At 69.2% G+C, this 21,975-nt stretch carries 23 protein-coding genes and 2 pseudogenes; 13 read left to right on the top strand and 12 right to left on the bottom strand.

Going from position 1 to position 21,975, the window contains the following annotated elements:
- Positions 1-539, top strand: a 539-nt coding sequence (gene rlmB, locus ADBZ5U_RS04195; protein WP_526262675.1) for a 23S rRNA (guanosine(2251)-2'-O)-methyltransferase RlmB, incomplete at its 5' end; no start/stop codon positions are given.
- On the opposite strand, the gene ADBZ5U_RS04190 is transcribed toward rlmB, so the two are convergent.
- The 4 genes and pseudogenes from ADBZ5U_RS04190 to kstR form a co-directional block, all read right to left on the bottom strand.
- Positions 540-1,460: an MBL fold metallo-hydrolase gene (locus ADBZ5U_RS04190; RefSeq protein WP_526262673.1), complete on the bottom strand. Its 921-nt coding sequence runs from the start codon at positions 1,458-1,460 to the stop codon at positions 540-542.
- Positions 1,460-2,218, bottom strand: a complete 759-nt coding sequence (locus ADBZ5U_RS04185; RefSeq protein ID WP_526262671.1) for a LamB/YcsF family protein — start codon at positions 2,216-2,218, stop codon at positions 1,460-1,462. Before ADBZ5U_RS04185 ends, ADBZ5U_RS04190 begins: the two co-directional genes overlap by 1 nt.
- A gap of 9 nt (positions 2,219-2,227) precedes the next feature.
- Positions 2,228-2,641: pseudogene (locus tag ADBZ5U_RS04180) on the bottom strand (metal ABC transporter permease); the annotation flags it as partial.
- A gap of 12 nt (positions 2,642-2,653) precedes the next feature.
- Complete coding sequence (gene kstR, locus ADBZ5U_RS04175) at positions 2,654-3,253, bottom strand: cholesterol catabolism transcriptional regulator KstR (RefSeq protein WP_526262679.1); 600 nt, start codon at positions 3,251-3,253, stop codon at positions 2,654-2,656.
- A 175-nt stretch (positions 3,254-3,428) separates the two neighbouring features.
- Here kstR and ADBZ5U_RS04170 point away from each other — a divergent pair, with 175 nt between their 5' ends.
- Positions 3,429-5,546, top strand: coding sequence for an acyl-CoA dehydrogenase family protein (locus tag ADBZ5U_RS04170; RefSeq protein ID WP_526262669.1), 2,118 nt, complete (start codon positions 3,429-3,431; stop codon positions 5,544-5,546).
- Between the two features lie 27 nt (positions 5,547-5,573).
- Here ADBZ5U_RS04170 and ADBZ5U_RS04165 read toward each other — a convergent pair whose 3' ends face one another.
- Positions 5,574-5,921 carry a hypothetical protein gene (locus tag ADBZ5U_RS04165; protein WP_526262667.1) on the bottom strand — a complete coding sequence of 116 codons (348 nt, stop codon included), beginning with the start codon at positions 5,919-5,921 and terminating at the stop codon, positions 5,574-5,576.
- Positions 5,922-5,940: 19 nt separating this feature from the next.
- On the opposite strand from ADBZ5U_RS04165, the gene ADBZ5U_RS04160 reads away from it, so the two are divergent.
- Together ADBZ5U_RS04160 and ADBZ5U_RS04155 are read left to right on the top strand one after the other, a co-directional pair.
- On the top strand, positions 5,941-6,087 hold the full coding sequence (locus ADBZ5U_RS04160) for a hypothetical protein (protein ID WP_526262665.1): 147 nt from the start codon (positions 5,941-5,943) through the stop codon (positions 6,085-6,087).
- A 10-nt stretch (positions 6,088-6,097) separates the two neighbouring features.
- On the top strand, positions 6,098-6,253 hold the full coding sequence (locus ADBZ5U_RS04155) for a restriction endonuclease (protein ID WP_526262663.1): 156 nt from the start codon (positions 6,098-6,100) through the stop codon (positions 6,251-6,253).
- On the opposite strand, the pseudogene ADBZ5U_RS04150 reads toward ADBZ5U_RS04155, so the two are convergent.
- Positions 6,209-6,484, bottom strand: a pseudogene (locus ADBZ5U_RS04150) (2Fe-2S iron-sulfur cluster-binding protein); the annotation flags it as partial. The gene ADBZ5U_RS04155 and the pseudogene ADBZ5U_RS04150 sit on opposite strands and share 45 nt — an antisense overlap.
- Before the next feature lie 162 nt (positions 6,485-6,646).
- Here ADBZ5U_RS04150 and hsaA point away from each other — a divergent pair.
- The 4 genes from hsaA to hsaB are packed head-to-tail and all read left to right on the top strand — an operon-like array spanning position 6,647 to position 10,227.
- Positions 6,647-7,831, top strand: a complete 1,185-nt coding sequence (gene hsaA / locus ADBZ5U_RS04145) for a 3-hydroxy-9,10-secoandrosta-1,3,5(10)-triene-9,17-dione monooxygenase oxygenase subunit (protein WP_526262661.1) — start codon at positions 6,647-6,649, stop codon at positions 7,829-7,831.
- 16 nt (positions 7,832-7,847) lie between these two features.
- Entirely contained in the window at positions 7,848-8,753 is a 906-nt protein-coding gene (hsaD, locus tag ADBZ5U_RS04140; RefSeq protein WP_526262659.1) for a 4,5:9,10-diseco-3-hydroxy-5,9,17-trioxoandrosta-1(10),2-diene-4-oate hydrolase, read from the top strand.
- A complete protein-coding gene (gene hsaC, locus ADBZ5U_RS04135) occupies positions 8,750-9,658 on the top strand; it encodes an iron-dependent extradiol dioxygenase HsaC (RefSeq protein WP_526262657.1) in 909 nt (302 codons plus the stop codon). Before hsaD ends, hsaC begins: the two co-directional genes overlap by 4 nt.
- A gap of 2 nt (positions 9,659-9,660) precedes the next feature.
- Positions 9,661-10,227 carry a 3-hydroxy-9,10-secoandrosta-1,3,5(10)-triene-9,17-dione monooxygenase reductase subunit gene (hsaB, locus tag ADBZ5U_RS04130; RefSeq protein WP_526262655.1) on the top strand — a complete coding sequence of 189 codons (567 nt, stop codon included), beginning with the start codon at positions 9,661-9,663 and terminating at the stop codon, positions 10,225-10,227.
- A 4-nt stretch (positions 10,228-10,231) separates the two neighbouring features.
- On the opposite strand, the gene ADBZ5U_RS04125 is transcribed toward hsaB, so the two are convergent.
- A complete protein-coding gene (locus ADBZ5U_RS04125; RefSeq protein ID WP_526262653.1) occupies positions 10,232-10,999 on the bottom strand; it encodes an alpha/beta hydrolase in 768 nt (255 codons plus the stop codon).
- Between the two features lie 32 nt (positions 11,000-11,031).
- On the opposite strand from ADBZ5U_RS04125, the gene ADBZ5U_RS04120 reads away from it, so the two are divergent.
- On the top strand, positions 11,032-12,363 hold the full coding sequence (locus ADBZ5U_RS04120) for an MFS transporter (RefSeq protein ID WP_526262651.1): 1,332 nt from the start codon (positions 11,032-11,034) through the stop codon (positions 12,361-12,363).
- Here ADBZ5U_RS04120 and ADBZ5U_RS04115 read toward each other — a convergent pair.
- The 5 genes from ADBZ5U_RS04115 to fadD3 are packed head-to-tail and all read right to left on the bottom strand — an operon-like array spanning position 12,360 to position 18,121.
- Positions 12,360-13,475, bottom strand: a complete 1,116-nt coding sequence (locus ADBZ5U_RS04115) for a pyridoxal phosphate-dependent aminotransferase (RefSeq protein WP_526262649.1) — start codon at positions 13,473-13,475, stop codon at positions 12,360-12,362. The genes ADBZ5U_RS04120 and ADBZ5U_RS04115 overlap by 4 nt on opposite strands.
- A 41-nt stretch (positions 13,476-13,516) precedes the next feature.
- Complete coding sequence (gene ipdE2 / locus ADBZ5U_RS04110) at positions 13,517-14,458, bottom strand: acyl-CoA dehydrogenase IpdE2 (RefSeq protein WP_526262647.1); 942 nt, start codon at positions 14,456-14,458, stop codon at positions 13,517-13,519.
- Entirely contained in the window at positions 14,455-15,408 is a 954-nt protein-coding gene (locus ADBZ5U_RS04105) for an acyl-CoA dehydrogenase family protein (protein WP_526262645.1), read from the bottom strand. Before ADBZ5U_RS04105 ends, ipdE2 begins: the two co-directional genes overlap by 4 nt.
- Complete coding sequence (locus ADBZ5U_RS04100) at positions 15,405-16,541, bottom strand: acyl-CoA dehydrogenase family protein (RefSeq protein ID WP_526262643.1); 1,137 nt, start codon at positions 16,539-16,541, stop codon at positions 15,405-15,407. The genes ADBZ5U_RS04105 and ADBZ5U_RS04100 overlap by 4 nt, the downstream gene beginning before the upstream one ends.
- Entirely contained in the window at positions 16,541-18,121 is a 1,581-nt protein-coding gene (gene fadD3, locus ADBZ5U_RS04095; protein WP_526262641.1) for a 3-((3aS,4S,7aS)-7a-methyl-1,5-dioxo-octahydro-1H-inden-4-yl)propanoate--CoA ligase FadD3, read from the bottom strand. Before fadD3 ends, ADBZ5U_RS04100 begins: the two co-directional genes overlap by 1 nt.
- 61 nt (positions 18,122-18,182) lie before the next feature.
- Here fadD3 and ipdE1 point away from each other — a divergent pair, with 61 nt between their 5' ends.
- The 4 genes from ipdE1 to fadA6 are packed head-to-tail and all read left to right on the top strand — an operon-like array spanning position 18,183 to position 21,893.
- Positions 18,183-19,370, top strand: a complete 1,188-nt coding sequence (ipdE1, locus tag ADBZ5U_RS04090; protein ID WP_526262639.1) for an acyl-CoA dehydrogenase IpdE1 — start codon at positions 18,183-18,185, stop codon at positions 19,368-19,370.
- On the top strand, positions 19,370-20,161 hold the full coding sequence (gene ipdF, locus ADBZ5U_RS04085) for a (5R,7aS)-5-hydroxy-7a-methyl-1-oxo-2,3,5,6,7,7a-hexahydro-1H-indene-carboxyl-CoA reductase (RefSeq protein WP_526262637.1): 792 nt from the start codon (positions 19,370-19,372) through the stop codon (positions 20,159-20,161). The genes ipdE1 and ipdF overlap by 1 nt, the downstream gene beginning before the upstream one ends.
- Positions 20,158-20,748 carry a TetR family transcriptional regulator KstR2 gene (kstR2, locus tag ADBZ5U_RS04080; RefSeq protein WP_526262635.1) on the top strand — a complete coding sequence of 197 codons (591 nt, stop codon included), beginning with the start codon at positions 20,158-20,160 and terminating at the stop codon, positions 20,746-20,748. The genes ipdF and kstR2 overlap by 4 nt, the downstream gene beginning before the upstream one ends.
- Positions 20,745-21,893, top strand: a complete 1,149-nt coding sequence (fadA6, locus tag ADBZ5U_RS04075; RefSeq protein WP_526262633.1) for a steroid 3-ketoacyl-CoA thiolase FadA6 — start codon at positions 20,745-20,747, stop codon at positions 21,891-21,893. Before kstR2 ends, fadA6 begins: the two co-directional genes overlap by 4 nt.
- Positions 21,894-21,975: the final 82 nt, after the last annotated feature.

Here is a 21,975-nt window from a genome sequence, read left to right as displayed (position 1 = left end):
AGGGCATCGCACTGCAGGTGCCGCCGTACGCCTACGCCCACCCCGACGATCTGCTGGCCACCGCGACCGGCGATGTCCAACCCGCGTTGCTTGTGGCGCTGGACAATATCTCCGACCCGCGCAACCTCGGCGCGATCATCCGCTCGGTGGCGGCCTTCGGCGGCCACGGCGTGCTGATTCCCCAGCGGCGCTCGGCGTCGGTGACCGCGGTGGCCTGGCGGACCAGCGCCGGTGCCGCCGCCCGCGTCCCGGTCGCGCGGGCCACCAACCTCAACAGGACTTTGAAGGACTGGGCCGGCGCCGGTCTCCAGATCGTCGGACTCGACGCCGGGGGCGACACCGGCGTCGACCGATTCGACGCCTCCGGTCCGCTGGTCGTCGTCGTGGGCTCGGAGGGCAAGGGCCTGTCCCGGCTGGTCCGGCAGAACTGCGACGTGGTGGTGTCCATCCCGATGGCGGGGCCGGCCGAATCGCTCAACGCCGCGGTGGCGGCCGGCGTGGTGCTGGCCGAGGTGGCCCGCCAACGCCGCGGCCGTTAGTCAGATCCAGGGGTCGCCGCGTTCCCATGGGTTCGGCAGATGCAGTGCCACGCCGTCGCGTTCGGCCAGCGCGCTGAGCACCCGCATCGTGACGTCCAGGTCGTCGGCCACGTAGGGCAGCGCCCGCAGCGGGGCGGTCAGCGGGCGGAAGAAGTCATCCCAGTGGACCAGCACCACGCGACGCGCACCCACCGTCCGGACCGTCTCGTTCCAGTACTGCCTGATGTAGATCTCGGGCTGCAGGCCGAGCTGACCCACCCCCAGAAAGGCCACCTCGGCCCGGCGGCCGGCGAGTGCGCCCGGCACGAACCCGGCGCTGCCCTGGATCAGCAGCCGATGCCCGCTCGGCCGGTGGGCAACAAGCGTCGACCACGCCTCACCGCAGCGGTAGGCCGACACCCGCGCGGGTGGGACCACCGGGGCGCTGATCACACCGGGGTAGCGGTCCGGCGGGCAGTGGTGGGATTCGATCAGTGTCACGTCGAAGGCGCCGAGCGCCAGTGGCGTTCCCGGATCGGCCACCACGATGCGGTGTTCGGGAAGCCCTTGCCCGCGGGCGATGTTGGCAGCGGACTCGCCGCCCACCAGCAGTGCGCCGGTCCGCTCGGCGACCGCGGCGCTGTCCATCGCGTGGTCGTAGTGGGTGTGCACCGGCAGCACCGCGGCCAGTCGCCGGATTCCGGCGCGGTCCAGTGCCGCCTCGATCCGCGGCGCCGACGGACTCAGTTTGCCCAACCCGACCCCGAGCAGCCCGGGCCGGGAGAAGAAGCCGTCGGTCAGGATCGCCGACGAACCGTCGTCGACCAGAAGCGTCGACACACCCATCCAGGCCACCGTCAGGGCGGCAGATGATCCGGCCAACGGCATGTCGAAGTGCTCGCGGTAGCGGTCGATGTCGGGCCGTCCGAACTTCAGCCGCATCAGACGAACGCCGCCAGCCGGATGCCCCCGGCGACCAGTCGTTCCCGAACCGCCGCCGCGATCCTCACCGCGCCCGGTGAATCACCGTGTACACAAACGGATTCGACCTCCACCGGCACGACGGTTCCGTCGACGGCGACCACCGTGCCCGCCTCGACCATGGTCAGCACCCGCTGTGCGATCTGTTCCGGATCGTGCAGCAGCGCACCGGATTCATTGCGGGGCAGCAGCTTTCCGTCCGGAAGGTAGGAACGGTCGGCGAAGGCCTCGGAGACCGTCCGCAGCCCCAGTCGGCGGGCCTCCTCGAAGAACACCGAGCCGGCCAGTCCCAGCACGGGAAGGCTCGGGTCCACCGCACACACCGCCTCGGCGACGGCGCACGCCTGCCGGCGGTGCGTCGCAATCGTGTTGTAGAGCGCGCCGTGCGGTTTGACGTAGCCCAGGTCCGAACCGGCCGCGCGCGCCAGGGCCTGAAGGGCGCCGATCTGGTAGATCACGTCGGCGCTGAGTTCGGCCGGTGCGACGTCGATCTGGCGACGTCCGAAACCGGCCAGGTCGAAGTAGCCCACCTGAGCACCGATCCGCACCCCGCGCCGCGCGGCCGCCTCGCAGGTGCGCGCCAGGCCGACCGGATTGCCGGCGTGGAAACCGCAGGCCAGATTGGCGCTGGTGACGATGTCCAGCATGGCGTCGTCGTCGCCGAGTTCCCACACACCGAACCCCTCGGCGAGGTCGGCGTTGAGATCGACGCTGGCCACGGTTCCAGACTAGGCCGGGCGGCGGCGGCCGAGCGCCCAGCACACCAGATAGATGACGAAGGAGATGGTGGTGACGAACACCGACACCGGAACACCCGGTGCCAGTGAGAGCACCAGCCCGCCCACCGAGGCGAGTTCGGCGAACACCACCGACGCCGCGATCGTCGCCGCGGGCGAGCGGAAAACCCGAGCCGCGGCCGCCGCCGGAGTGATCAGCAGCGACATGACCAGCAACGCGCCGACGATCTGCACGCCCTGTGCGGCCGTGATGCCGACCAGCGCGGCGAACACGATGCCCAGCGCACGGACCGGCACGCCACGCGCCGCGGCGACCTCGGGATCGGCCGTGGCGAACAGCAGCGGGCGATAGCCCACTGCCAGAACCGCCATCACCACGACGGTCACGGCGCTCAGAAGTGCGAGGCCTCGGGCGGCTTAGTCGCTCCGGCCGTCGCCGATGAGCAGCCGGACGGCCAGATCCAGCCGCTTGCTCACATCGTTGGCCGATGCCCGGCGGGTCAGCCAGGCCAGCAGGTTAGACAACCAGACATCGGAGATCACCCGGGCGATGTGGTAGTGGTCCCCGGTGGGTTCTCCGTCGCTCATGGCGCGGGCGAACATGCTGTCGATGATCTTCTCGACGTGGTCGACCTCGCCGGCCGCGGACGCGTCGGCGAAGACGTAGGCCCGGGTCATCGCCTCGGTCAGCAGCGGGTTGCGCTGCATGACCCGGTTCAGTTTGCCGACCATGAAGTTCAGCCGTTGGTACGGGGTTCCGCCGGACACCGTCGAGCGGTCCGTCTTGGCGTCGATGCGTTCGAATTCCCGCCCGAGTGCGGAGACCAGCAGATGAACCTTGGACGGGAAGTAGCGGTACAGCGTTCCCACCGCGACGTCGGCGCGATCGGCGACCGCCCGCATCTGCACGGCCTCGTATCCGCCCTTGGACGCGATGGCCAGCGTCGCGTCGAGGATGCGCTTGCGCCGCTCCCGTTGGGCCTCCGAACCCAGTTCGGAATCGGTGAGCACCGACACCGGCGTCACCTCGCGCGGCTGCGAACCGGCGGACTGCTGCCCGGGCGACGACACTGGGGGCTCCTTCTTCGCTGCGTGACCGCTGTCGACTTGACGGCCCATCGCTGCCACTATTAGAACACGTTCTAGTGAGTGCCAGTGTCCAGAAGATCATTCCGCCGACCTGAGGAGCGCAGTGCCATCCTCCACGTCCGCCTCCATCGCCGACGAGCGGTTCGCCGCGCGCGATCTGGTTCGCAGCTGGGCTGCGGGCGCCGGTGCGCCGGCGGCGATCCGCGCCATCGAGCAGGGTGACCGCGATGCCTGGCGCCGGCCGTATGCGGGCATCGCCGAACTCGGTCTGTTCGGCGTCGCCGTCGACGAACAGGCCGGGGGAGCGGGCGGTTCGGTAGAGGACTTGTGCGCCATGGTCGAGGAAGCGGCGTGGGCGCTGGTTCCGGGGCCCGTCGCCACCACCGCGCTGGCGACGCTTGTCGTAACGGATAACGTTGTGCTGGAGGCGCTTTCGTCGGGACAACGGACCGCGGGCCTGGCCCTCGACGGTGACTTCCGGGAGACGTCCGGCCGGATCTCCGGCTCGGCCGACTACGTGCTCGGAGCCGACGCGTCCGCCATCCTGCTGTTACCGGCGGGAGATCACGTGGTGCTTGTCGACGCAGCCGATCCGGCCGTCACCGTGCGGCAGTTGCCGGCGACGGACTTCTCCCGGCCGTTGGCCACGGTGACCCTGCGGGACGCGCCGGGCAGCCGCCTGGCCGTCACCCGCCGCCGGTTCGACGATCTGGTGGCCACCGTCCTGGCCGCAGAGGCCGCCGGGGTCGCGCGTTGGACGCTGGAGACCGCGGCCGGGTACGCCAAGGTCCGGGAGCAGTTCGGCAAGCCGATCGGCAGCTTCCAGGCGGTCAAACATCTGTGCGCCGAGATGCTGCTGCGCTCCCAGCAGATCGCGGTGGCCGCCGCCGATGCCGCGGCCGCCGCCGGCGGCGCGGACCAGAACCAGTCCTCGGTCGCGGCCGCGGTCGCCGCGGCGGCGGGTATCGGCGCCGCCGGAGGCAACGCCAAGGACTGCATCCAGGTGCTCGGCGGCATCGGCATCACCTGGGAGCACGACGCACACCTGTATCTGCGTCGCTCCCTCGGCATCGCGCAGTTCCTCGGCGGCCGGTCGCGGTGGCACCGCCGGGTGGTCGAGTTGGCCGTCAGCGGGGTTCGGCGCCACCTGCGCATCGACCTGGAGTCAGTGGCCCACCTTCGCCCGGAGATCAGTGCGGCGGTGGCGCGGGTGGCCGCGCTGCCCGCGGCCGAGCGGCAAGCCGCCCTGGCCGACTCCGGTCTGCTGGCTCCGCACTGGCCCAGGCCCCACGGTCGCGGCGCCTCACCTGCCGAGCAGCTGCTCATCGAGGAAGAACTCGCCGCCGCCGGTGTCGTCCGGCCCGACCTCGTCATCGGCTGGTGGGCGGTCCCGACCATCCTCGAGGCCGGCACAGCCGACCAGATCGCGCGGTTCGTCCCCGCAACCCTGCGCGGCGAGATCGTCTGGTGTCAGTTGTTCAGCGAACCGGAGGCCGGATCGGATCTGGCATCGCTGCGCACCAAAGCCGTTCCGGCAGAGGGCGGTTGGAAGCTCAAAGGCCAGAAGGTCTGGACATCGGCAGCGCACAAGGCCGACTGGGGGGTGTGTCTGGCCAGGACGGACCCGGATGCGGCGAAGCACAAGGGCATCACCTATCTCCTGGTCGACATGCGCTCGCCCGGCATCATGATCCGTCCGCTGCGGGAGATCACCGGCGACGAACTGTTCAACGAGGTGTTCTTCGACGACGTATTCGTGCCCGACGAGATGGTGGTGGGCGCCGTCAACGACGGGTGGCGGCTGGCCCGCACCACCCTGGCCAGCGAGCGAGTCGCGATGGCGCACGGCACGGCACTGGGCAACCAGATGGAGCAGATGCTGGGAAGCCTCGCCGAAGAGAGGTTGGACCCCGCGACGGCCGACCGGCTGGGCGCGTTGCTGGTGGTCGCACAGGTCGGGTCGCTGCTCGACCAGCGCATCGCCCGGCAGGCCGTCGGCGGTAGGGACACCGGCGCCGAAGCCAGCGCCCGCAAGTTGATCGGTGTGCGCTACCGGCAGGCGCTGGAGGAATTCCGGATGGAACTGTCGCCCGGAGCCGGCATCGTCAGCAACGACGCCGTGCAGAGCTTCCTGAACACGCGCTGCCTGTCCATCGCCGGCGGGACCGAGCAGATCCTGCTCACCATGGCGGCCGAGCGGCTGCTCGGACTCCCGCGCTGACCGTCGCCCCAGGGCCGTCTCGGTCTGTCAGAGCGGGCTTTTCGAGAAGTCAAGCCAGACGGCGTTGAAAACCAGGCCGACGACGACGGCCACGAACCCGAGGACGACCGCGCGCCCGGCCGCGCGGCCGTCCGTCGTCTTGCCCCGATGAAATCGCCAGTAGGCCAGCAGCCCCGCTAGCTGGGCCAGCAGACCTCCGAACATCCCGACGAAGCCGGTCACCGAACCCACCACGGCGACCGTGGCGAGGATCAGGGCGATCACCCCTCCAGAAATCCTCACGCGGCGGGGGTTTTCCGCGGACGGTTCGCGGTGCGGTCGGCGTCGCAGGTACAGCCACCCGCCGAGCATCGCGCAAGCCAGGGCGAGGATCACCCATTCGGGCCCTTGGCGCATGAACTCGCTGCGCACCGCCGAACCGATCCACACCAGGAACAACCACAGGGTGTGCACGCTGTCACCGAATCATGAGGCCCGGGACTCCGACAAGCGGCGGCCGCGGGCGTCGAAAGCCGCCGAGGTCCGGGCCGAGACCCAGTGAACTGCAGTGGGTGTGGCTGTGGAGGGACTGGCCGGGCCGGTGGGGTGGTGACGCTGGGATCGACTTGGTCGCCGAGGACCGCAACGGCGATCTGTGGGCGATCCAGGCCGGGTCGGGCCATTCAGTCGTCGTAGGTGACTTCGACCGAATCCGATTCCGGCCGTGACTGGCAGGCCAGGATCAGCCCGTCGGCGAGGTCTTCGGCCTCGAGGACGTCGTTGGTCTCCATGTCCACCGCACCGCTGACCAGAGTGGTCGCGCAGGCACCGCAGTGCCCTTCCCGGCAGGAGTAGGGCGCCTCGATCCCCTCATCGAGCAGAACGTCGAGCAACTTTTCCCCGCGGGGCCACACCACGGTGTGGGTCCGGCCGTCCAGGTGCACCACGGCGGTCGCCGGGTGGTCGGTGGTGGTCACGGGCGATCGGATCCTTCCGGTGAACTAGAACGCGTTATAGAAATGTCAATACGGTGAACAAGCAGGCACTAGCTCCGTCTGCTCGACACAAATCGTAACGTGTTCTAGTCTGAAGTGCAGGTATGCACACTCGGGAGGTATGCGGTGACGTCCATTCAACAGCGCGACGCCCGGATGGTCCTCGCCGCCATCGACGAGGTGCTGCCCAAGTTGCGGCAGCGCGCGCCCGAGGCCGAGCAACTGCGCCGGCTTCCCGACGCCAACATCGCCGACCTGGACGAGGCCGGTTTCTTCAAACTGCTCCAACCCGAGCAGTGGGGCGGTCTGCAATGCGATCCGACGCTGTTCTTCGAGGCGGTGCGCCGGATCGCCAGCGCCTGCGGGTCGACGGGTTGGGCGGGCGGAATCCTCGGCGTGCACAACTGGCATCTGGCCCAGTTCGACCAGCAGGCCCAGGATGAGGTGTGGGGCGACGACCCGACCGTCCGGATCTCCTCGTCCTACGCCCCGATGGGCGCCGGGCTCGTCGTCGACGGCGGCTACCTGGTCAACGGCACCTGGCTGTGGTCGTCGGGATGTGACCACGCAAGCTGGACCTTCGTCGGCGGACCGGTGATCAAGGACGGCCGGCCGGTGGACTTCGGCAGTTTCCTGATGCCGCTGGGCGACTACCGGATCCGCGACGACTGGAACGTGGTGGGGCTCAAGGCCACCGGTAGCAACACCCTGATCGTCAAGGACGTGTTCGTGCCCCGGCACCGCTTCCTGTCCTACCGCGCCATGAACGACGGTTCCGCCGGCGGGCTGGAGACCAACACCGCCCCCGTCTACCGGATGCCCTGGGGGACGATGCATCCCACCACCATCTCGACGCCGATCGTCGGCATGGCCTACGGCGCCTACGACGCCCACGTCGAGCATCAGGGCAAGCGGGTGCGTGCCGCGTTCGCCGGTGAGAAGGCGAAGGACGACCCGTTCGCCAAGGTGCGCATCGCCGAGGCCGCCAGTGACATCGACGCGGCCTGGCGCCAGCTGAGGGGGAATCTGGCCGAGGAGTACGAACTGCTCTGCGCGGGCGAGGCGATTCCGATGGAGCTTCGGGCCCGCGCCCGCCGGGATCAGGTCCGGGCAACCGGCCGCGCTATCGCATCCATCGACCGGCTCTTCGAAGCTGCCGGCGCCACTGCGCTCAACAACGACCAAGCCCTGCAGCGGTTCTGGCGCGACGCGCATGCCGGCCGGGTGCACGCCGCCAACGACGCCGAGCGCGCCTACGTCATGTTCGGCAACCAGGAGTTCGGTCTGCCGCTCGGCGACACGATGGTTTAGGAGTCCCCGCAACCGCATGACATCGTTCATCCGAGAAGCCCAGGCCCAGTCTCAGCAGGACATCACCTTCGAGTCCACCTCCCGCTACGCCCAGGTGCGCGCCGGTGAGCGCGACGTGCGCCTGCACTACCACGTGGCCGGCGAGGGCAACGACCGGATCGTGGTGCTGCTGCACGGCGGCGGACCGGGCGCGTCGAGCTGGTCGAACTTCGGCCGCAACATCGGCGTCCTCGCGCGGCACTTCCACGTGATCGCCGTCGACCAGCCCGGTTACGGGCTCTCCGACAAGCACACCGACCACGAGCAGTACAACCGCTACAGCGCGCTGGCGGTGCTGGCGTTGTTCGACCAGCTCGGAATCGAACGTGCTGCGCTGGTGGGCAATTCGCTGGGCGGCGGCACCGCGGTCCGATTCGCCCTGGACAACCCCGACCGGGCCGGCCGGCTGGTGCTGATGGGGCCGGGAGGGCTGAGCGTCAACCTGTTCGCCCCCGACCCCACCGAGGGCGTCAAGCTGCTGGCCCGGTTCAACGCCGATCCGACGCGGGAGAACATGGAGCGCTTCCTGCGGATCATGGTCTACGACCAGAAACTCATCACCGATCAACTCGTCGAGGAGCGGTTCGCCATCGCCAGCCGCCCGGAGTCGCTGGCCGCGGCGCGGGCGATGGGCAAGTCCTTCGCGGGCCCGGACTACGAACTCGGCATGATGTGGCGCGACGTCTACAAGCTGCGCCAGCCGGTGCTGCTGATCTGGGGCCGCGAGGACAGGGTCAACCCGTTGGACGGGGCGCTGGTGGCGCTCAAACAGATTCCGCGGGTTCAGTTGCACGTCTTCGGGCAGTGCGGTCACTGGGCCCAGGTTGAGAAGTTCGACGAGTTCAACAAGCTGACCACCGACTTCCTGGGGGGTGGTGCATGAGTATCCGCTCGCTGGGCTATCTGCGGATCGAGTCCACCGATGTGCCGGCCTGGCGGGAGTACGCGCTGAAGGTGCTCGGCATGGTGGAGGGCAAGGGCTCCGTCTACGGCGCCCTCTACCTGAGGATGGACGACTTCCCGGCCCGGTTGGTCATCGTCCCGGGCGGGCATGACCGGCTCTCGGAAGCCGGCTGGGAATGCGCGAACGCCGAAGGCCTGCAGCGGATCCGCGATGCGCTCGACGTCGAGGGAGTCCCCTACAAGGAGGCGACGGCGGCGCAACTGGCGGACCGCCGCGTCGACGAGATGATCGCCTTCGCCGACCCGTCCGGAAACCGTCTGGAGGTGTTCCACGGCGCGGCGCTCGAGCACCGGCGGGTGGTCAGTCCGTACGGGCACAGATTCGTCACCGGCGAACAGGGCCTGGGCCACGTCGTGCTGTCCACCCGGGACGACGCCGAGTCGCTGCACTTCTATCGCGACGTCCTCGGATTCAGGCTGCGTGACTCCATGCGGCTGCCGCCGCAGTTGGTGGGACGGCCCGCCGATGGTCCGCCGGCCTGGCTGCGGTTCTTCGGCTGCAACCCGCGCCATCACAGCCTGGCGTTCCTACCGATGCCCACCCCCAGCGGGATCGTGCACCTGATGATGGAGGTGGAGGGCAGCGACGACGTGGGCCTGTGCCTGGATCGGGCGCTGCGGCGCAAGGTTCCGATGTCGGCGACGCTGGGTCGCCACGTCAACGACAAGATGCTGTCGTTCTATATGAAGACCCCGGGCGGCTTCGATGTCGAATTCGGTTGCGAGGGGCTCGAAGTCGACGACCGGGACTGGATCGCCAGGGAGAGCACCGCGGTCAGCCTTTGGGGACACGACTTCAGCGTCGGCTCCTACGGCGATCGGTAGTCATGCCGGCTGAGCCGATCGACCCTCACGTCTTCCGTCAGGTCCTCGGGCAGTTCTGCACCGGGATCACCATCATCACCACCATGCACGACGATTCGCCCATCGGCTTCGCCTGCCAGTCGTTCGCGGCGCTGTCGCTGGACCCCCCGCTGGTTCTGTTCTGCCCCACCAAGGTGTCCCGGTCCTGGAAGGCCATCGAGTCCAGCGGCCGGTTCTGCGTCAATGTGCTGACCGAGAAGCAGCGCGACACCTGTGCGCGGTTCGGCTCCAGGGAGCCCGACAAGTTCGCGGGCGTGAGCTGGCATCCGTCCCCGCTCGGGTCGCCGGTGCTGGACGGATCGCTGGCCCACATCGACTGCACGGTCAGCACGGTGCACGACGGCGGCGACCACTTCGTGGTGTTCGGGGCGGTGCAGAGGCTGTCGGAGGTCCCGACGGTCAAGCCCCGGCCGCTGCTGTTCTACCGCGGCGAGTACACCGGCATCGAACCGGAGAAGACCACACCGGCGCAGTGGCGCGACGACCTCGAGGCGTTCCTGACCGCCACCACGCCGGACACCTGGCTCTGAGGGCTCAGGTGTGCTCGCCGATGAAGGCGACGATCGCGGCGGTCACCTCGGCGTGGGTTATGTCGTTGAGCACGTCGTGACGGGTGCCCGGAAACTCCAGATACCGCAGCGCCGGGATCTGTTCGGCGTAGGCGGCGACCGCTCCAGGCGCGGCGATCGGATCGATCTCGCCGTGCACCGCCAGGGTCGGGACCGTCAGCTTGGGTAGTTCGGCGCCGAATCGGTCCCAGCCCCGGTCCAGTTCGCGGGTGAGGGCCCGGCCGTCGGCTGCGGTGAACGCCAGCGGGTCGTTCGCCATGAAGTCGAGGTAGTACGGATCGCTGGACAGTCCGGCGGGATCCATGTTCATCGCGGTGTTGCGGTCGACCAACTCCGGAATAGGTACCAGTGGCGCGCCTGAGACGACACCTGCCCGGTATCGTCCGGGGTTCTCCAGAAGCCGGAACAAGGTGACGACGGCGCCGTACGAATGTCCCTGTGCCACAAGGGGAACCCCGGGTGAATGCTGCTCGGCCAGCTCGGTCAACTTCTCGGCCAGCGCTGAGCTGTCCTCCAGCGTGCCCAACTGGCCCCGCTCGCCGGGCGACAGCCCGTGTCCCAACTGATCGACTGCCCAGAGTTCGATGCCGGCGGCGTTGAGTGCGTTGCCGTACCGGTCGTACAACCCGGTGTGCTCGCCGAAGCCGTGTAGGAAGATCACCGTGGCCCGCGGGTCGGCTACCGCCCAGCGCCGGTAGTTGATCCGGCCGAGTTCGTGGTCGAGGAAAGGCATACGCCTACCCTAATCAGCTGAAAGGAGTTCGGATGACGCTGACGAATTCTGCTGCCGGTCTGCGGCGGGTCGTGGCCGCCTCGATGGCGGGCACGGTGGTGGAGTGGTACGAGTTCTTCCTCTACGGCACCGCTGCGACGCTGGTCTTCAACAAGGTCTTCTTCGCCAAGGGCACCAGCGACCTCGACGCCATCCTCGCCGCGTTCGTCACCTACGCGGTCGGCTTCGCCGCGCGCCCACTCGGCGGAGTGGTCTTCGGCCATTTCGGCGACAAGTACGGCCGCAAGAAGCTGTTGCAGTTCAGCCTGCTGCTGGTCGGCGCGGCGACGTTCCTGATGGGATGTCTGCCGACCTTCGCCCAGGTCGGCTATCTCGCGCCGGCGATGCTGGTGGTCCTGCGGTTCGTTCAGGGCTTCGCCGTCGGCGGGGAATGGGGCGGGGCCGTCCTGCTCGTCGCCGAGCACAGCCCGGCCGGAGGGCGCGGCTTCTGGGCCAGCTGGCCACAGGCCGCCGTGCCGGTCGGCAACGCCCTTGCCACGGTGGTGCTGCTGACTCTGACGACGACACTGCCCGAACCGGCGTTCCTGTCCTGGGGATGGCGCATCGCGTTCTGGCTGTCGGCGGTGGTCGTGCTGATCGGCTACTACATCCGCACCAAGGTCACCGATGCGCCGATCTTCGTCGCCGCCCAGCAGGAGGCCCAGCGGTTCAAGGACCGCTCCTATGGCGTGGTCGAGGTGATGAAGCGTTACCCCCGAGGCGTTTTCACCGCGATGGGCCTACGAGTGGCGGAGAACATCCTCTACTACCTGGTGGTGACGTTCTCCATCACCTACCTCAAGACCCAGGTGAAAGCCGACACCGCGCACATCCTGTGGTGGCTGCTGATCGCCCATGCCGTGCACTTCGTGGTGATCCCGCAGGCCGGCCGTGCCGCGGACCGGTTCGGCCGCAAGCCGGTCTACCTGATCGGCGCGCTGGGCGCGGCGGCGTGGGGCTTCTACGCGTTCCCGTTGATGGACACCGGCCGCTACCCGCTGATCATCGCCGCGATCGCCCTGGGCCTGGTCGCCCACGGGCTGATGTTCGCGCCGCAACCGGCCCTGCTGGCCGAGATGTTCCCCACCCGGATGCGGTACTCCGGTGTGTCGCTGGGCTATCAGGTGACCGCCATCTTCGCGGGCTCACTGGCCCCGATCATCGCGGTCAAGCTTCTGCAGACCTACAAGTCCGCGCTGCCGATCGCGCTCTACCTCGCCGGTGCGGCGGCCATCACCCTGTGCGCGCTGGCCTTCACCCGGGAGACCCGCGGGATCGACCTCGCCGACGTCGACGCCGCGGACGCGGCACGGATGGCGCATTAACCGCCGAGCCAGGACCCCAACCGGCGCAGCGCCTCCTCGATGTCCGCGCCGGGGCCGGCGAACGACAACCGGACGAAGGAGTTGCCTCCCGTGGTGTCGAAGTCGACACCCGGTGCGATCGCCAGGCCGGTGTCGGCGAGCAGCCTCGCGCAGAACCGGAGTGAGTCCGAGGTGAAGTCCGAGACGTCGGCGTAGATGTAGAACGCGCCGTCGGCGGGCGCCAACCGGGTCAGGCCCAACCGGCGCAGACCAGCGATCAACGTGTCCCGATTGGCCGCATAGTGTTCCAGATGTCCCTGAGCCTCGGCGATCGCCTCCGGGGTGAAAGCGGCCAGTGCGGCGTGCTGGGCCAGCACCGGCGGGCAGATCGAGAAGTTCCCGGTCAGGCAGTCCACCGCGCGGCGCAACCCAGCGGGCACCAGCAGCCAGCCGAGCCGCCAGCCGGTCATCGCGAAATACTTCGAAAAGCTGTTGACCACAACGGCATTGCGCGACGTCTGCCAGGCGCACGAGGTCTCCGGTGCGCCCGGGTACACCAGGCCGTGGTAGACCTCGTCGCTGATCAGGCGCACGTCCTCGGCGTCGCACCAGTCGGCGATGGCGGCCAGTTCGCCCGGCGGGATCACCGTTCCGGTGGGGTTGGCCGGGCTGGCGACGATCACACCCCGCACCGGTCTCTCGAGCGCGGCGAGCATTCCCGCGGTGGGCTGGAAACGCGTCTGAGGCCCGCACTCGATCTCCACCACCTCGCAGCCCAGTGCCGAGAGGATGTTGCGGTAGCACGGATAGCCCGGGCTGGCGATGGCCACCCGGTCGCCGACGTCGAAACACGCCAGGAAGCTCAGCAGGAATCCGCCGGAGGATCCGGTCGTCAGCACCACGTCGTCGACGCCGACCTCGACGCCGTAGCGGGTGCCGTACGAGTCGGCGATGGCTTGGCGCAGTTCCGGAATGCCTAGTGCAACACTGTATCCCAGTGGACTGCTGCGCAAGGCGCGCTCGGCGGCGGCCAGCACCGCGGCGGGAGCCCCGGCACTGGGCTGGCCGGCCGAGAGGTTCACCAGATCGCCGTGGGTGCGTTGCCGCTCGGCGGCGGCCAGCCAGACGTCCATCACGTAGAAGGGCGGGATCCCGGCCCGTAGCGCCGCGTTAACTAGAAAACCTCCGCTTCCAGTTCGCGCAACTGCTCACTCGGCGGCCCGAGCAGCTGCGAACTACCATGGGCCCGTTTGAAATACAGCTGCATGTCGTGCTCCCAGGTGATCGCGATCCCGCCGTGCAGCTGGATCGCTTCACCGGCGACCGCGCAGAACGCCTCGCTTGCCGCCAGCCGGGCCAGCCGGGCGTTGACGGCGCCCGGGTCGGCCACCGCGTCGCCGACGACCGCCCGCGCCGCCTGGACGGCGACGTGCAAATCCGCCATCCGGTGCTTGAGTGCCTGGAAGCTCCCGATCGGCCGGCCGAACTGCACCCGCTGCTTGGTGTAGGCGACGGTCAGATCCAGGCAGCGGGCCGCCGCGCCGATCTGCTCGGCGGCCAGCAGGATGGCGGCGGTGTCGGCGATCCCCGGATCGGGCCCGATCACCGCGGTGCCGCCGGGGCGGAGACGAGCCAGCCGGCGGGTGGGGTCCAGGGTCCGGGCAGGCTCGACGGTCACATCGGTCCACCGCACGATTCGGCCGTCCGCCACGGCGAGGACGACATCGGCGGTGTCACCGTTGAGCACGTAGTCGGGGTCGAACACCACGGTGCCCACGGAAGCGCCGGAGGCGAGTCCCTCGAGGGCGGCCGGGTCCGGTTCGGCGGAACTCAACATCGCCAGTTCGGCGAGCGTGGTGCCCAGCAACGGGGTGGGCACCAGCGCCCGGCCCAGTTCCTCCAGTACGACTGCGGCGTCGGCCAACTCGCCGGCCGCGCCGCCGAACTCCTCGGGCACCACCAGCGCGGCCACCCCGACCTGCTCGCAGAGCATGGCCCACAGCGCCTCGTCGTAGCCGCGATCCGACTCCATCGCGCGCCGGACGGCCGCGGAGTCGGCGCGCTTGTCCACCAGAGCCGCGACGGTCCGGCGCAGCAGTTGCCGTTCTTCGCTCACAGTGCCTCCAGGACCCGGCGCCGGTGGCTGGCGGGGTCACCCCACGCCGACCGGAGTGCTTGAACTCGCAGCAGCGACTGCGACAGGTCGTGTTCAGCGGTGTAGCCGATCGCGCCGTGGGTCTGCAGCGACGCACGGGCCGACAGCAACGCCGCGTCGGAGGCGGCGGCCTTGGCGGCGCTGACATCCCGGGCCGCCTCGGCGGACCGGTCGGCCAGGGACAGCGCCGCGCCGTACAGCAAGGGCCGGGCCAGTTCCAGCGCGATGTGGACGTCGGCCAATTTGTGTTTGACCGCCTGATAACCGCCGATCGGACGGCCGAACTGGTTGCGCTGCTTGGCGTAGCCGACCGTCATGTCCAGCATCGCCTGGCCGGCCCCGACCAGTTGCGCGGCGGTGGCCAGGGCGCCGAAGTCGTAGGCGCGGGCGGTGTCGGCGGCACGGTGTTCGCCGGTCGCCGACACCTCGAACAGCCGGCGGCTCGGGTCCACCGACGGGTGCGCGGCCGACGGTGCCGCATCGCCGCAGGTTCCGTCGGCCGCCAGGAGCACGAGTGCGGCGAACTCCGCGTCGACCGCGAGTGGAACCATCGGAGGCATGGCGACCGTCGCGATGAGGTCTCCGGCGGCGAGCGCGGCCGCGCGCTCGTCCCCGGCCAGCAGAACGGGTGCCACGGCCAAGGATTCGGCGACCGGGCCCGGGACACACCAGCGTCCCAGCCGCTCGACGGCGACGACGAGATCGACCGGGTGCGCACCGAGCCCACCAGACTCCTCGGGCACGGCCAGGGCCGTGACGCCCAGTTCGGCCAGGCGCGCCCACACCGCCCGTCCGGCAGTGGTGTCGCCGGAGTTCCAGGCCCGCACCGTCCCGGGCAGATCGGCACTTCCCAGTGCCGCGTCGATGCTGGCGGCGAAGTCCCGTTGCTCGGCGTCGAGGGAGAACTTCACCTGACGGTCTCCCGCGGCAGTCCCAGCAGACGCTCGGCGATGATGTTGCGCTGAACTTCGTTGGTGCCGGCGTAAATCGGGCCGCCCAGGGCGAACAGCAGGCCGTCGGACCATGCCCCGGCGAGTTCGGCGTCCGGACCGCGCAGGTCGAGTGCGGTCTGGTGCAGAGCGACGTCGAGATCCGACCAGAACACTTTGGTGACCGAGGATTCCGCACCCAGTTCGCCGCCCTCCGAGAGCCGGGTCACCGTGCCGAAGGTGTGCAGCCGGTAGGCCTGTGCCTTGATCCAGGAGTCGGCGACCTGATCGGCGAATGCCGGGTCGCTGCCGCGTTCCCGCCACTCGGTGACCAGTCGTTCGGCCGGGGCGAGGAACCTGGCCGGGCTGCGCAGCGACATCCCGCGCTCGTTGCTGGCGGTGCTCATCGCAGCCCGCCACCCGTCGTGCACGGCGCCGATCACATCGGTGTCGGGGACGAACACGTCGTCGAGGAAGATCTCCCCGAAACCGGTGTCGCCGCTGAGTTGTTCGATCGGTCTGACCGTGACACCGTCGGCGTGCAGGTCGAACATCACATACGTCAGGCCGCGGTGCCGCTGTGCCTCCGGGTCGGACCGGAACAGCCCGAAACCGCGATCCCCGAACGGCGCCCGGCTGCTCCAGATCTTCTGGCCGTTCAGCAGCCAGCCCCCGTCGGTGCGGGTCGCGGTGGCACGGAGCGAGGCCAGATCGCTGCCCGACTCCGGTTCGGACCAGGCCTGGGCCCAGATCTCCTCGCCGCTGGCCATTTTCGGCAACACCCGATCGCGTTGCTCGTCGGTGCCGTGGGCGAACAACGTCGGCGCCAGCATCGAGGTGCCGTTCGCACTCGCCCGTCCGGGGGCGCCCGCGCGGAAATACTCCTCCTCGAACACCACCCACTGCAGCAGGGTGGCGTCGCGTCCGCCGTACCGCAGCGGCCAGGTGATCACCGATAGTCCGGCGTCGAAAAGCACCCGGTCCCAGCGCCGGTGCTGGGCGAAGCCCGCGGCGTTGTCGTAGGACCCGGTCGGGAATTCGTGGGTGTTCGCGGCCAGGAACAATCGGACCTCGTCGCGGAAGGCGCGGGTGGCGTCGTCGTAGGCGAGATCCATCAGGGCGTCTCTCGCAGTTCGGTTTTGAGGACCTTGCCGCCGGCGTTGCGCGGCAGCACGTCGAGGAAAACCACCGATCGGGGTGCCTTGAAGTTCGCCAGATGCCTTCGGCTGTGGTCGATCACGGCCTGCTCGTCGAGATCGGCGCGGTTCCTCGGCACGATGAAGGCGCGGCCGACCTCGCCCAGACGTTCGTCGGGAACCCCGATCACCGCCACGTCGGCGACGCCGTCGAGGCGGGCCAGCACCTGTTCCACCTCGGCGGGGTAGACGTTGAAGCCGCCGCAGATGTACATGTCCTTGAGGCGGTCGGTGATCCGGAGGTTGCCCGCCGCGTCGACGGTGCCGACGTCGCCGGTGTGCAGCCAACCCCCGGCGTCCACGGCCTCGGCGGTGGCCCGCGGATCGTCGAGGTAGCCGAGCATCACGTTGGGTCCGCGTAGCAGCACCTCGCCGGCCCCGGTCTGATCCGGCGCCGTGCCGGATGTCGCCGGCCCAGCGGCTCCGGCGATCCGCAACTCGAAGCCGGCGATCGGGCGACCGCAGGTGGTGGCGACGGTGGCGGGGTCGTCCTCGGCGCGGCACATGGTGCCGAACCCGCTGGCCTCGGTCAGACCGTAGGCCGTCAGGACGATGTCGAAATCGAGCTCGGTCTGCATGCGTTCGATGAGCACCACCGGCACGGTGGCCGCGCCGGTGACGGCGAAGCGCAGCGAGGTGAGGTCGTAGTTCGCGCGGGCCGGGTGATCCAGCAGCGTCTGATAGATCGTCGGCGGGCCGGGAAGAACCGTGATGCGTTGGGCCTCAACGGTTCGCATGACCTCCTCGGCGTCGAAGGTCAGTTGCGGGATGAGTGTGGCCCCGGTCTGCAGGCAGGCCAGGATGCCGGCCTTGTATCCGAAGTTGTGGAAGAACGGGTTGATGCACAGGTAGCGGTCAGCGCTGGTGATCTGCCCGCAGGCCGCCCACGCCGCCGAGGCCGAGAGGGACTGCCGGTGCGCGCACAGCACACCCTTGCTGCGGCCGGTGGTGCCGGAGGTGAACAGAATGTCGGACACGTCGTCGGGCCGGACCGCGGCCGCGCGGCCGTCGGCTTCGCCCAACGGGATCTGCGGGCCGGCCAGGAACTCATCCCAGGTCCCGTCGTCCTCGTCGACCGGGATTCGGACGATGTGGCGCAGCGCCGGAAGCGCCCCGCGCTGAAGGTCGGCTACCCGGTCGGCGCCCAGGAAACGACCCATCGCGATCAGCAGCGGCGCCTTGGTGCGGGCCAGGATGTCACTCGCCTCGTCGGCGGTGTAGCGGGTGTTCAGTGGCACCAGCACCCCGCCCGCGTAATGAACGGCCAGGCCGCCGACCACCCAGTGCCAGGTGTTGGGCGACCACAGTGCCACCCGGTCACCGGGTCGCACACCCAGTCCCGCGATCGCCGCGGCGGTGTGCCGCACCTCCTCGTGCAGTTCGGCGAAGGTGAAATTCCGGTCCGGGGTGATCAACGCGGGGTGGTCGGCGAAGTCGAAGGCCATCCGGTTCAGCACGGCGGGCGTGGTGAGCCCGGACGGAGGGGTATCCCCGCTCATTTGATGCTCCTGCCTGGCCCCAGACCAACAAAGCAAGTGCTTGGTAGGTTAGCCTACCAGGGTGGGCGTCGACGAGTTCCGGGCGGAGGTTCGCCGGTGGCTGGCCGAGAATCTGGCCGGCGACTACGCGGCGCTCAAAGGCCTCGGCGGGCCCGGCCGCGAACACGAGGCATTCGAGGAACGCCTGGCGTGGAACCGCCACCTGGCCGCGGCCGGGCTGACCTGCCTGGGCTGGCCCGTGGAACACGGCGGTCGTGGCCTGTCGGTCGCCCATCGGGTCGCCTTCTACGAGGAGTACGCCAGGGCCGACGCGCCGGACAAGGTCAACCACCTCGGCGAGGAACTGGTCGGGCCCACCCTCATCGCGTTCGGGACGCCGGAACAGCAGCGGCGCTTCCTGCCCGCCATCCGCGACGTCACCGAATTGTGGTGCCAGGGTTACTCCGAACCCGGCGCCGGCAGTGATCTGGCGGCGGTCTCGACGACCGCGGTCCTCGACGGCGGGCACGAGGGGAGCGAAGCGACCGGAGAACGACACTGGATCATCAACGGCCAGAAGGTGTGGACCTCGCTGGCGCACCGGGCGCAGTGGTGCTTCGTGCTGGCGCGATCGGAGAAGGGTTCCAAGCGCCACGCCGGCCTGTCGTATCTGCTCGTGCCACTGGACCAGCCCGGTGTGGAGATCCGGCCCATCGTGCAGTTGACCGGCGACTCGGAGTTCAACGAGGTGTTCTTCACCGACGCGCGCACCGACGCCGATCTGGTCGTCGGCGCGCCCGGGGACGGCTGGCGGGTGGCGATGGAGACGCTGACGTTCGAGCGTGGCGTGTCCACCCTCGGCCAGCAGATCCGTTACGCCCGCGAACTTTCCGGTCTGGTCGAGGTGGCCAAGAACTGCGGTGCGATCGATGATCCGCTGATCCGCGAACGCTTGACCCGGGCGTGGGCCGGGCTGCGGACCATGCGGTCCTTCGCGATGGCCACCATGGCCGAGCATGATGACGGCCAGGCCGCCGGAAAGGATTCGGTCTCCAAGCTGCTGTGGGCCAACTGGCATCGCGACCTCGGCGAGTTGGCCATGGACATCAGGGGCAAGTCCGCTCTGGTGCTGACCGGCGGCGAATTCGACGAGTGGCAGCGGTTGTTCCTGTTCTCCCGTGCCGACACCATCTACGGCGGATCCAACGAGGTCCAGCGCAACATCATCGCCGAGCGGGTGCTCGGATTGCCGCGGGAGGCGAGGGGCTGATGTCGTCGCTGTCCGAGCCTCCGCAAGAACCCGCGGGCCATGGCCTGCTGGACGGCAAGGTCGTCGTGGTGACCGCGGCCGCCGGCACCGGAATCGGCTCGGCCACCGCCCGGCGCGCGCTGCTGGAAGGAGCGGACGTGATGGTCTCCGACCATCACGAGCGCCGACTCGCCGAGACCCGGGATGCGTTGTCGGCGTTGGGTCTCGGCCGGGTGGAGAGCGTGCTCTGCGATGTGACGTCCTCTGCTCAGGTCGATGCGATGATCGCCTCCACCACCGCCCGGTTGGGCCGGCTGGACGTACTGGTCAACAACGCCGGACTCGGCGGGCAGACACCGGTGATCGACATGACCGACGAGGAATGGGACCGCGTACTCAACGTCACCCTCACCTCCGTCATGCGCGCGACGCGGGCGGCGTTGGCGTACTTCCGTGACGCCGGGCACGGCGGGGCGATCGTGAACAACGCCAGTGTGCTGGGCTGGCGGGCACAGCATTCGCAGTCCCACTACGCGGCCGCCAAGGCCGGGGTGATGGCGCTGACCCGGTGCAGCGCGATCGAAGCCGTCGAGTACGGGGTGCGCGTCAACGCCGTGTCGCCCAGCATCGCCCGGCACAGGTTCCTGGAGAAGACCAGTTCCGCCGACCTGCTCGACAGGCTCTCGGGGAACGAGGCCTTCGGCCGGGCGGCCGAGCCCTGGGAGGTGGCGTCCACCATCGCATTCCTGGCCAGCGACTACGCCGGGTATCTGACCGGCGAGGTCATTTCGGTCTCGAGCCAGCACCCATGAGCACACCGGCAACCCGGCGCGAGGAGTTGCTCGGACTCGCCGCGACGATGTTCGCCGAACGCGGCCTGCGGGCCACCACCGTCCGGGACATCGCCGATGCCGCGGGCATATTGTCCGGCAGCCTGTATCACCACTTCTCCTCCAAGGAGGAGATGGTCGACGAGGTGCTGCGCGGATTCCTGGACTGGCTGTTCGACCGGTATCAGCACATCATCGACACCGAACCCAATCCGCTTGCCCGCCTGGAGGGGCTGTTCATGGCCTCCTTCGACGCCATCGAGCACCACCACGCCGAGGTGGTCATCTACCAGGACGAGGCCAAGCGCCTGTCCGGGCAGTCGCGCTTCGGATACGTCGACGAACTGAACAGGCGCCAGCGCAAGATGTGGGTCGACGTCCTCACCGAGGGCATCGCGCAGGGGTACTTCCGGGCCGATATCGACGTCGACCTGGTCTACCGGTTCATCCGCGACACCACCTGGGTTTCGGTGCGCTGGTACCGGCCCGGCGGACCGCTGACCGCCGAACAGGTTGGGCTGCAGTACCTTTCCATCGTGCTGGGCGGCATCCGTACGGAGGCCGAATGAGCAGGGCGTATGTCATCGACGCGGTCCGCACCGCGGTCGGCAAGCGCGGGGGCTCGCTGGCCGGGATTCATCCGATCGACCTCGGGGGTTACGCGTTCCGCGGCATCTTCGACCGCAACGCCGTCGACCCGGGCGCCGTCGACGACGTCATCGTGGGTTGCGTGGATGCGGTGGGCGGTCAGGCCGGCAACATCGGACGGCTGACGTGGCTGGCCGCGGGCTACCCCGAAGAGGTTCCCGGGGTCACCGTCGACCGGCAGTGCGGGTCCAGCCAGCAGGCGATCTCCTTCGGTGCGCAGGCGATCATGGCGGGAACCGCGGACCTGATCCTGGCCGGCGGCATCCAGAACATGAGCCAGATCCCGATCTCCTCGGCGATGGTCGTCGGCAGGGAGTTCGGTTTCACCACGCCGACCGCCGAGTCGAGAGGCTGGCTGGCTCGCTACGGCGACCAGGAGATCTCCCAGTTCCGCGGCGCGGAGATGATCGCCGAGAAGTGGGACATCACCCGCGAGGACATGGAGGGTTGGGCGCTGTCGAGTCACCAGCGGGCCTTCGCCGCGATCGAGGGCGGCCGCTTCGGCAACGAGATCATTGCGGTGGAGGGCTTCGCGGTCGACGAAACCCCCAGGCGGACAACGCTGGAGAAGATGGCGGCGCTGCAGACCCTCACCGAGGGCGGCCGGATGACCGCGGCGGTCGCCAGCCAGATCTCCGACGGCGCCAGTGCGGTGCTGCTGGCCTCCGAACGCGCGGTCGAGGACTTCGATCTGAGGCCGCGGGCCCGCATCCACCACATCAGCTGCCGCGGCGCCGACCCGGTGTTCATGCTCACCGGGCCGATCCCGGCCACCCGCTACGCGCTGGACAAGACCGGGCTGTCCATCGACGACATCGACGTGGTGGAGATCAACGAGGCCTTCGCCCCGGTGGTGCTGGCCTGGATCAAGGAGACCGGCGCTGATCCGGCGCGGGTCAACCCGAACGGTGGAGCGATCGCGCTGGGCCACCCGCTGGGCGCCACCGGGGCCAAACTTTTCGCGACCATGCTCAACGAACTGGAACGGACCGGCGGGCGCTACGGACTGCAGACCATGTGCGAAGGCGGCGGCACCGCCAACGTCACCATCATCGAGCGGCTTTAGCTTCTCCAGGGGCCCGGCGCGAGTGTGCGGTTTCGTGCGCGACACGCCGCTCGGGGAGTGAAAATCCGCACACTCGGCCACA

The organism is Mycobacterium sp. (assembly GCF_040398885.1).
Classification (GTDB): domain Bacteria; phylum Actinomycetota; class Actinomycetes; order Mycobacteriales; family Mycobacteriaceae; genus Mycobacterium.
Note: the sequence above shows the minus strand (reverse complement) of the source record. Positions and strands in the feature narration are given on the sequence as shown.

Excerpts from the sequence above, each read along its gene's own strand:
- ADBZ5U_RS04190 (WP_526262673.1), bottom strand. The coding sequence starts at position 1,460 with ATGCGGCTGAAGTTCGGACGGCCCGACATCGACCGCTACCGCGAGCAC.
- ADBZ5U_RS04160 (WP_526262665.1), top strand. The coding sequence starts at position 5,941 with ATGAACTCGCTGCGCACCGCCGAACCGATCCACACCAGGAACAACCAC.
- hsaD (WP_526262659.1), top strand. The coding sequence starts at position 7,848 with ATGACATCGTTCATCCGAGAAGCCCAGGCCCAGTCTCAGCAGGACATC.
- hsaC (WP_526262657.1), top strand. The coding sequence starts at position 8,750 with ATGAGTATCCGCTCGCTGGGCTATCTGCGGATCGAGTCCACCGATGTG.
- hsaB (WP_526262655.1), top strand. The coding sequence starts at position 9,661 with ATGCCGGCTGAGCCGATCGACCCTCACGTCTTCCGTCAGGTCCTCGGG.
- ADBZ5U_RS04125 (WP_526262653.1), bottom strand. The coding sequence starts at position 10,999 with ATGCCTTTCCTCGACCACGAACTCGGCCGGATCAACTACCGGCGCTGG.
- ADBZ5U_RS04120 (WP_526262651.1), top strand. The coding sequence starts at position 11,032 with ATGACGCTGACGAATTCTGCTGCCGGTCTGCGGCGGGTCGTGGCCGCC.
- ADBZ5U_RS04115 (WP_526262649.1), bottom strand. The coding sequence starts at position 13,475 with ATGGACGTCTGGCTGGCCGCCGCCGAGCGGCAACGCACCCACGGCGAT.
- ADBZ5U_RS04100 (WP_526262643.1), bottom strand. The coding sequence starts at position 16,541 with ATGGATCTCGCCTACGACGACGCCACCCGCGCCTTCCGCGACGAGGTC.
- fadD3 (WP_526262641.1), bottom strand. The coding sequence starts at position 18,121 with ATGAGCGGGGATACCCCTCCGTCCGGGCTCACCACGCCCGCCGTGCTG.
- ipdF (WP_526262637.1), top strand. The coding sequence starts at position 19,370 with ATGTCGTCGCTGTCCGAGCCTCCGCAAGAACCCGCGGGCCATGGCCTG.
- kstR2 (WP_526262635.1), top strand. The coding sequence starts at position 20,158 with ATGAGCACACCGGCAACCCGGCGCGAGGAGTTGCTCGGACTCGCCGCG.
- fadA6 (WP_526262633.1), top strand. The coding sequence starts at position 20,745 with ATGAGCAGGGCGTATGTCATCGACGCGGTCCGCACCGCGGTCGGCAAG.